This window comes from Micromonospora sp. NPDC049799 (assembly GCF_040656655.1).
Taxonomy (GTDB): Bacteria; Actinomycetota; Actinomycetes; order Mycobacteriales; family Micromonosporaceae; genus Micromonospora.
Genome location: NZ_JBFAMU010000273.1, coordinates 1 through 6,663 on the forward strand (window position 1 = coordinate 1; position 6,663 = coordinate 6,663).

At 74.1% G+C, this 6,663-nt stretch carries 7 protein-coding genes and 1 pseudogene; 3 read left to right on the forward strand and 5 right to left on the reverse strand.

Annotation, left to right across the window (positions count from 1 at the left end; translation table 11 throughout):
- The 4 genes and pseudogenes from AB0I76_RS19485 to AB0I76_RS19500 all read right to left on the reverse strand — a co-directional run.
- A pseudogene (locus AB0I76_RS19485) lies at positions 1-512 on the reverse strand (hypothetical protein); the annotation flags it as partial.
- A gap of 16 nt (positions 513-528) precedes the next feature.
- On the reverse strand, positions 529-1,824 hold the full coding sequence (locus tag AB0I76_RS19490; protein ID WP_357037141.1) for a DUF1800 domain-containing protein: 1,296 nt from the start codon (positions 1,822-1,824) through the stop codon (positions 529-531).
- 59 nt (positions 1,825-1,883) lie between these two features.
- The gene (locus AB0I76_RS19495) at positions 1,884-2,675 is read right to left on the reverse strand and encodes an enoyl-CoA hydratase-related protein (protein ID WP_357037144.1); all 792 of its coding nucleotides are present in this window, start codon (positions 2,673-2,675) and stop codon (positions 1,884-1,886) included.
- A gap of 4 nt (positions 2,676-2,679) precedes the next feature.
- Positions 2,680-3,498, reverse strand: coding sequence for a PaaX family transcriptional regulator C-terminal domain-containing protein (locus AB0I76_RS19500; protein WP_357037147.1), 819 nt, complete (start codon positions 3,496-3,498; stop codon positions 2,680-2,682).
- A 190-nt stretch (positions 3,499-3,688) separates the two neighbouring features.
- Between AB0I76_RS19500 and AB0I76_RS19505 the strand changes: the two genes are divergently transcribed.
- Together AB0I76_RS19505 and AB0I76_RS19510 are read left to right on the forward strand one after the other, a co-directional pair.
- The gene (locus AB0I76_RS19505) at positions 3,689-3,856 is read left to right on the forward strand and encodes a DUF3117 domain-containing protein (RefSeq protein ID WP_007455245.1); all 168 of its coding nucleotides are present in this window, start codon (positions 3,689-3,691) and stop codon (positions 3,854-3,856) included.
- A 156-nt stretch (positions 3,857-4,012) separates the two neighbouring features.
- Positions 4,013-5,476, forward strand: a complete 1,464-nt coding sequence (locus AB0I76_RS19510; RefSeq protein WP_357037150.1) for a leucyl aminopeptidase family protein — start codon at positions 4,013-4,015, stop codon at positions 5,474-5,476.
- 125 nt (positions 5,477-5,601) lie between these two features.
- Here the strand turns inward: AB0I76_RS19510 and AB0I76_RS19515 are convergent, their stop codons facing one another.
- On the reverse strand, positions 5,602-6,189 hold the full coding sequence (locus AB0I76_RS19515) for an O-methyltransferase (RefSeq protein WP_357037153.1): 588 nt from the start codon (positions 6,187-6,189) through the stop codon (positions 5,602-5,604).
- Between the two features lie 215 nt (positions 6,190-6,404).
- Between AB0I76_RS19515 and AB0I76_RS19520 the strand changes: the two genes are divergently transcribed.
- On the forward strand, positions 6,405-6,663 hold a 259-nt coding region (locus AB0I76_RS19520), incomplete at its 3' end, for a hypothetical protein (RefSeq protein WP_357037156.1).

A 6,663-nucleotide genomic window follows, 5' to 3' on the forward strand; every position in this document is an offset into this window, starting at 1 on the left:
GCGAGCAACGGCGGCAGGGCCGGCTCGAACGAGACGGCGAGCCGCGGGTCGCCGCCGGCCCGGTCGAGCCACCGGCCGAGCCAGCCGGTGGTGCCGGGGCGCTCCGGCTCGGCGGTGTGCCAGATGTCCATCGACCGGAAGTGGCTGCGGTCCGGCTTCGGGTAGCCGACCCCGCGGACCACCGCGAGCCGGCCCTCGGTGTGCAGGCGGTGCAATCCGCCCAGCGCCGGGTTCAGGCCCACCGTGTCATCCAGCCGCTTGACCTGCTCCGCCGTGTACGCCAGCTCGGGCCGCGCGTCGTGGTAGGCGGGGTCGGCGTACGGGATGACGGTGTTCAGGCCGTCGTTGCCGCCGTACAGGGTGACCAGGACCAGGGTGCGGGCGTCCGGGTCGCGGTCGCCGGCGGTGGCGAACAGGTCGTCGAGACGGTACGTGGCGGCGCCGGCCGCGAGGGCGGTCGCACCGACCACGCCGCTCGTGACCAGGAAGCGTCGTCGGGTCAGGGTGTCCATCGGGTGCTCCTCCGGCTCAGCTGACGGTGTACTCGGGACTGACCAGACCGGCGGTCAGCAGCCGGCGCGGTTCGCCGGCCAGCGGCGCGAGGGCGGCGCGCGTCCGGGCGGACCACCGGTCCACGACGAGCAGCCGAGCCAGCGCCTCGGGGCGACCCTCGGGTGGCGCGGCGGTCAGCCGGGCCAGTGCGGCGGGGGCCGCGAGCGTGGCGAGCAGGTTCGCCAGCCGGAGCCGGGCCTGCAGTGACGAGGTGGTCAGCCAGGCGTTGCCCGCCGGCCAGCCACCGACGCTCGGTGGGCGCAGCGGCACCTGGTCCATCGCGTTCAAACCGGCGAGCAGTTGCCGCCGACGTTGCTCGGGCAGGGCGGACGGTCGTACGCCGAGTTGCCGGAGCGCCCCCACCAGCCACTCGACGGGCTGCTTGACGAGAGTGTCCCGGGTCTGCGCGAAGGCCGGGGCGGTGAGGACCCGGCGCAGCGTGCCGATCATGTCCGGGCCGGAGAGCTCGGCCGGGGCGGGCACGTCCGGGCCGGCGAAACGGAACCACAGCCGTTCCGCGACGAACCGCGCGGTCTCCGGCCGGCCGGCCAGCAGTCGGGCGTACGAGTCGGCGTCGTGCGCCGCGGTCACCCCGAGGATCGTCTTCGTCCCGGGGTCGTGCCGGCGTTGCTCGAACCGGGCCGCGCCGGTGCGGCGGTCCACCACCCAGCCGGTGAGCGCTCGGGCGCCCTCCTTCACGTCCGCCTCGGTGTAGCCGCCGCCGATGCCGAGCGTGAAGAGTTCCATCAGCTCCCGGGCGAGGTTCTCGTTGGGCGCCCTACGGGTGTTCTTCTGGCCGTCCAGCCAGTGGATCAGGGCGGGGTCGCGCACCATGGCGGTCACCAGGGGCTCCAGGGGGCCCTGCCCGTGCCGGCGCAGCGTCTCCAACTGCCGCAGCAGCATCGGGGCGGAGCGGACCTTCTGCGCGCTGGTGGCCCAGTGGCCGTGCCAGAAGAACAGCAGCTTCTCGCCCAACCTGTCGTCGGCGGCCACCATCCGGTCCAGCCACCAGTCGGTCAGCCGGCGCAGCTGTTCGCGGCGCTCCTGGTTGGCCTTCTGCCGCTGTTCCCGGCTCGGCTTCTCGGCGAGGTCCGCGTACGGGTCCGGGCCGAGCGCGGGCAGCGGTGTGCCCGCCCCCTTCGGGGCCGGGCCGGCGAGCAGTGCGTGGAGTGTGGCGGCGACGCCCGCCCGCTCCGCCGCGTCCACCTCGTCGGCCGTCGGCCCGAAGGTGGCACGGCGCAGCAGGTGCGCCACCGCTTCCCGCTCAGTCATGTGACCCGACGCTAGGCCTGCGACGTTCGAGGACGGTAAGGGCGGTGTGCGGAACGCGTTCAGTGCCCCTCGAAGACCGGCTTCTGCTTGTTCACGAAGGCCATCGTGGCGGAGCGGTGGTCGGCGGTGCCTCCGCAGATGGACTGCGCCTGCGCCTCGGCGGCGAGCGCGTCGGCGAGGGTGCCGGCGTCGGCGATGGAGAGCTGCCGCTTGATCGCCCCGTACGCGATGGTCGGACCGGCGGCGAGCCGGGCGGCGAGCTCCTGCGCCGCCGGCAGCACCTCCTCGTCGTCGGCCACCAGGCGGTTCAGCAGGCCCAGGTGGCAGGCCTCCTCGGCGCGTACCGGCTCGGCGAGCATCAGCAGCTCGACCGCCTTGGCGTGGCCGACCAGCCGGGGCAGCGTCCAGGAGGCGCCGGTGTCGGCGGCGAGACCCACCTTGGCGAACGCCATGAGGAAGCTGGTCGAGGGCCCGCCGATGCGGATGTCGGCCAGGAAGGCCAGCGAGGCGCCGGCCCCGGCGGCCATTCCCCGGACGGCGGCGACGACCGGCTTGGGCAGGTTGGCCAGCCGGGCGGCGATCGGGTTGTAGTGCGCCCGGACCGTGTCCAGCGGGTTGCCGGTGGTCGACTCCAGGGTCTGCACGTGCTCGCGCAGGTCCTGCCCGGCGCTGAACGACCCGCCCGCCCCGGCGAGCACCACCGCGCGGCACGACCGGTCGGTCTCCAGCTCCGCGAGGGTGTCCCGGAGGGCCTCCTTGAGCGCCACGTCGAGGGCGTTCATCGCGGTCGGGCGGTTCAGGGTGAGGGTGACCACGGCGTCGGTGCGGTCGACGAGCAGCGGCTCGGTCACGGTGTCAACGACCCTTCTGTCGGGCGAGGCGGTTACCGGCGTCGAGGCACGACTCGACGTACCGGTCGGCGGCCGGCCGGAGCCGGGCCGCGTGGCGGTCGAAGAAACTGGCCGCGGCGGTGCCGGGCCAGCGTTCGGGGAGCAGCGCCGGTGGCAGTTGCGGGTCCCGGAACAGGAAGGTACGCCACGCGTGCACGAGCCGGAACCGGGCCGCGTACGCCTCCTCGTCCGGGCTGCGGGTGGTCACGCCGCCCAGCAGTGGACGCTGCTCGGCGACGAACTGCTCGTACGCCCGGCCGATCTCGGCCAGGTCCCAGGCCCGGCGGACGACGCCCATGGCGCCGGGCGTGCCGGCGGCGTGGGCGGCGGTGAACCGTTCGTAGCGCACGCCCGCCTCGTCGAGCAGCAGGTCGACGTCCTCACCGGGCCGCGTGGCGACCCAGGTGCACTCGTCCAGCGTGCCGTAGCCGAGGAAGGTCAGGTTCGCGGCGAGCCGCTGGCGCTCCCGGCGCGAGGTGGGCGCCTCCAGGACGAGCAGGTCGAACCGGCCGTCCCAGGTGATCCGGCCGGTGCGGTAGATCCGGGCGGCTGCCTCGTCGAGGCGACGCGCGGCTTTCGGTGTGATCGAATATCCCGGCCCGGAGCTGAGCCGGAGCGGTTCGAGCCATCCCTGGCGCACCATCCGGGACACCGCCGTACGCACCGCCGGCGGGGCGACGCCCAGCGGTGCGAGCAACTTGACCAGGGCGGAGACCGGTGCCCGGCCACCCCTCGGTCGGAGGTAGTCGCCGTACAGGTCGAAGAGTGCCGACCGTGCCTGCATGACCGCACATTGTGACAGGCCTTCTCAAGATAAGCTAGATGCTGTTACATCAATGCTGCTTCGGTTTGGGTCCGGCGGTGTTCATCAGGGAAAATCGTTGGTCGACACCCCCGCACCGGTTGCGGGTGGTCATGGCGAAGTGGCTGTGGGGCAACCCACCGACCCTGGTTCAGGTCTGAGGGGAGACAACATGGCGGCGATGAAGCCGCGGACGGGCGACGGTCCGCTGGAAGTCACCAAGGAGGGCCGGGGCATCGTCATGCGGGTCCCGCTGGAGGGTGGTGGCCGGCTCGTCGTCGAGATGACTCCCGACGAGGCCAACGCACTCGGTGACGCGCTGAAGGCGGCCGCCGGCTGATGAAGGAGCGGTCCGCGCGCAGGCGCGGGCGGTTCGTCGAGCCCTGAGCCACCGGCGACGCCGGTGGCTCAGGGTCTTCGTTTCCGTGGGGCCGGACCCCGCGACATCCCCGCGGGGTCCGCGACCCCCGCGATCTTTCTGGAGGTACGGCCCCGCGTGCTCGCCATCCGTCTGCTCGCCGAGCCCGAGCGGCTCGACACCCTCGCCCTGCCTGTCCGACCGGCCCGCGGGGAGGAGTCACCGGAGCCGGTGCCCGTCACCACGGCACTGCCGGCCGGTGTCGTCGAGGAGGTCGCCGCACTGGTCCCGGCCACCCGGCTGACCGGCGCGCCGGGCGAGACGTATGCACACCTGCGGCCCGGACGGACCCCCGGTCGACTGCTGCTGGTCGGCACCGGCGACGGCGACGAGGTGGCCTGGCGGCGCGCCGGCGCGACCCTCGCCCGCGCGGCGCGGGATGAGACGTACGTCACGTTCGCCCTGCCGGACGACGCCTCCCCGGCGGCGGTGCGTGGTCTCGTCGAGGGGCTGCTGCTCGCGTCGTACCGGTTCCGCCTGACCGACGCCGGCCCGACGCCGTCGCTGACCGACGTGGACCTGGTGGTCGCCGATCCGGCCACCCACGCCGACGCGGTCGAGGCGGCCCGCACCACCGGCCGGATGACCGCCCTGGCCCGTGACCTCACCAACATGCCCTCCTCGGTGAAGAACCCGCAGTGGTTCGTCGAGCAGGTGCGCGCCGCCGCGGCCGACCTGCCCGACCTGACCCTGCGGGTACGCGAGCCGGCCGACCTGGCCGCCGAGGGTTTCGGCGGCATCCTCGCCGTCGGCGCCGGCTCGGTTAACGGTCCACGCCTGGTCGAGCTGGACTGGCACCCCGCCGGGGCGACCACCCACGTGGTGCTCGTCGGTAAGGGCATCACCTTCGACACCGGCGGCATCTCGATCAAGCCGGTGCCGGCGATGAAGCTCATGCGCAAGGACATGGCCGGTGCGGCGGCGGTCGTCGGGGCCACCCTCGGCGCGGCGGCGCTGCGCCTGCCCGTACGGGTCACCACGCTCGCCCCGCTGGCCGAGAACATGGTCAGCGGCTCCGCGTTCCGCCCCGGTGACGTCGTCCGGCACTACGGCGGTGTGACCAGCGAGACCACCAACTCCGACGCGGAGGGCCGGCTGGTCCTCGCCGACGCGCTCGCGTACGCCGTGCGGGAGCTCAAGCCCGACCTGCTGGTCGACCTGGCCACGCTGACCGGCGCGAACGCGGTGGCACTCGGCAAACGTCACGGCGCCCTGTACAGCGAGAACGACGGGCTCGCGGCCGACGTGCTGGCGGCGGTCGACGCGGCCGGCGAGGCGGCGTGGCGGATGCCGTTGCCCGCCGACTACGTCGAGTACCTCGGCAGCGACCTCGCCGACCTGCACAGCTCCCCGGACCGGGGTGCCGGGTCGGTGACCGCCGCCCTGTACCTGCGGGAGTTCACCGGTGACCTGCGGGACCGGTGGCTGCACATCGACATGTCCGCGCCGTCCTGGGCCGACGGCGACGACGCCGAACTGACCGGCGGCGCGACCGGGTGGGGCGTACGCTCCCTGCTCCGCTGGCTGGCAACCCTCCGCTGACGCTCCCCGCGCGCCGCCCGGCGTGCCCCCGGCGTCCGCGCAGTTTCACGGAAAGCGTGCCCATTCCGTGTCGGATGGCCACTTGTTCCGTGAAAATGCGCGGCGCAGAGGTCAGGGCCGAACGGTCAGCACTTGACGGCCGCGAGGAGGCCGTGGCCGAGGGGCAGCATCGCCGGGATCCAGTGCTCGGACTCCCGCAGCGCCTTGATCGTCTCGCGGATGGTGACCGTCTCGACGTCCCGGGCGGCCGGGTCACCGATCCGGCCGCCGGCCATCGTGCCGTTCAGGGCCAGCACGCCCCCCGGCCGCAGCAGGCGCAGCGCGGCGTCCACGCAGGCGGCGAAGCCGGTCGACTCCGCGTCGACGAAGACCAGGTCGTACGCGCCGTCCGCGAGCCGGGGCAGCACGTCCAGCGCGCGGCCGGTGATGATCCGGGTCCGCCCCGGGGGGAAGCCCGCCTCGACGAAGATGCGGCGGGCGATCCGCTGGTGCTCCACCTCGACGTCGATGGTGGTGAGCACGCCGTCGGCCCGCATGCCGCGCAGCAGCCACACGCCGCTCACTCCGGTGCCGGTGCCGATCTCCACCACCGCCCGGGCGTTGCCGGCCGCGGCCAGCAGCCGCAGCGCGGCCCCCGCGCCGGGCGTGACCGCCTCGATGCCGACCTCGTGGGCGAGGCTGCGGGCCGTCCGCAGGACGAGGTCCTCGGTCACGTACGACTCGGCGAACTGCACAGCCGGGCTCGTCGAACTGCCGGAACCGGCGACCGTGGCGATGGGACACCTCCGGGCGGCGCGTGTGGTGCGGGGCGGGTGGGCACTGTGAGCCTAGAGGCGGCCTCCGGAGGGCGCAGCCGCGCGTCCGCCACCGACGATCACGAGGGGCAACCGCTGACTCCACGCGTGGCATCCGTGTAATCCTGGAAGCGGTGTCCCGCCGATCGCCACCCGGCCCCTCCCGGGTCGTGGAGCGGGGGACCGGGGGACGGAGTGGGAGGCACCGACGTGACCGACGGCTGGGACTGGCGCCGGCCCGGGGGACACCCGGCACCGGCGCGACCGCCGGAGTCGGCGTATCCGCCGGCGGGGCCGCCGACAGCATCCCGGTGCCGGAGGTGGAGGTCGAGGACCCCGACGGTGACGCCCGGGTCCTCGTCCTGGGCTGGGGCTCCACCTACGGGCCGATCG

Bases quoted from the DNA above. Each gene is read 5' to 3' on its own strand.
- AB0I76_RS19490 (WP_357037141.1), bottom strand. From the start codon at position 1,824: ATGACTGAGCGGGAAGCGGTGGCGCACCTGCTGCGCCGTGCCACCTTC.
- AB0I76_RS19500 (WP_357037147.1), bottom strand. From the start codon at position 3,498: ATGCAGGCACGGTCGGCACTCTTCGACCTGTACGGCGACTACCTCCGA.
- AB0I76_RS19505 (WP_007455245.1), top strand. From the start codon at position 3,689: ATGGCGGCGATGAAGCCGCGGACGGGCGACGGTCCGCTGGAAGTCACC.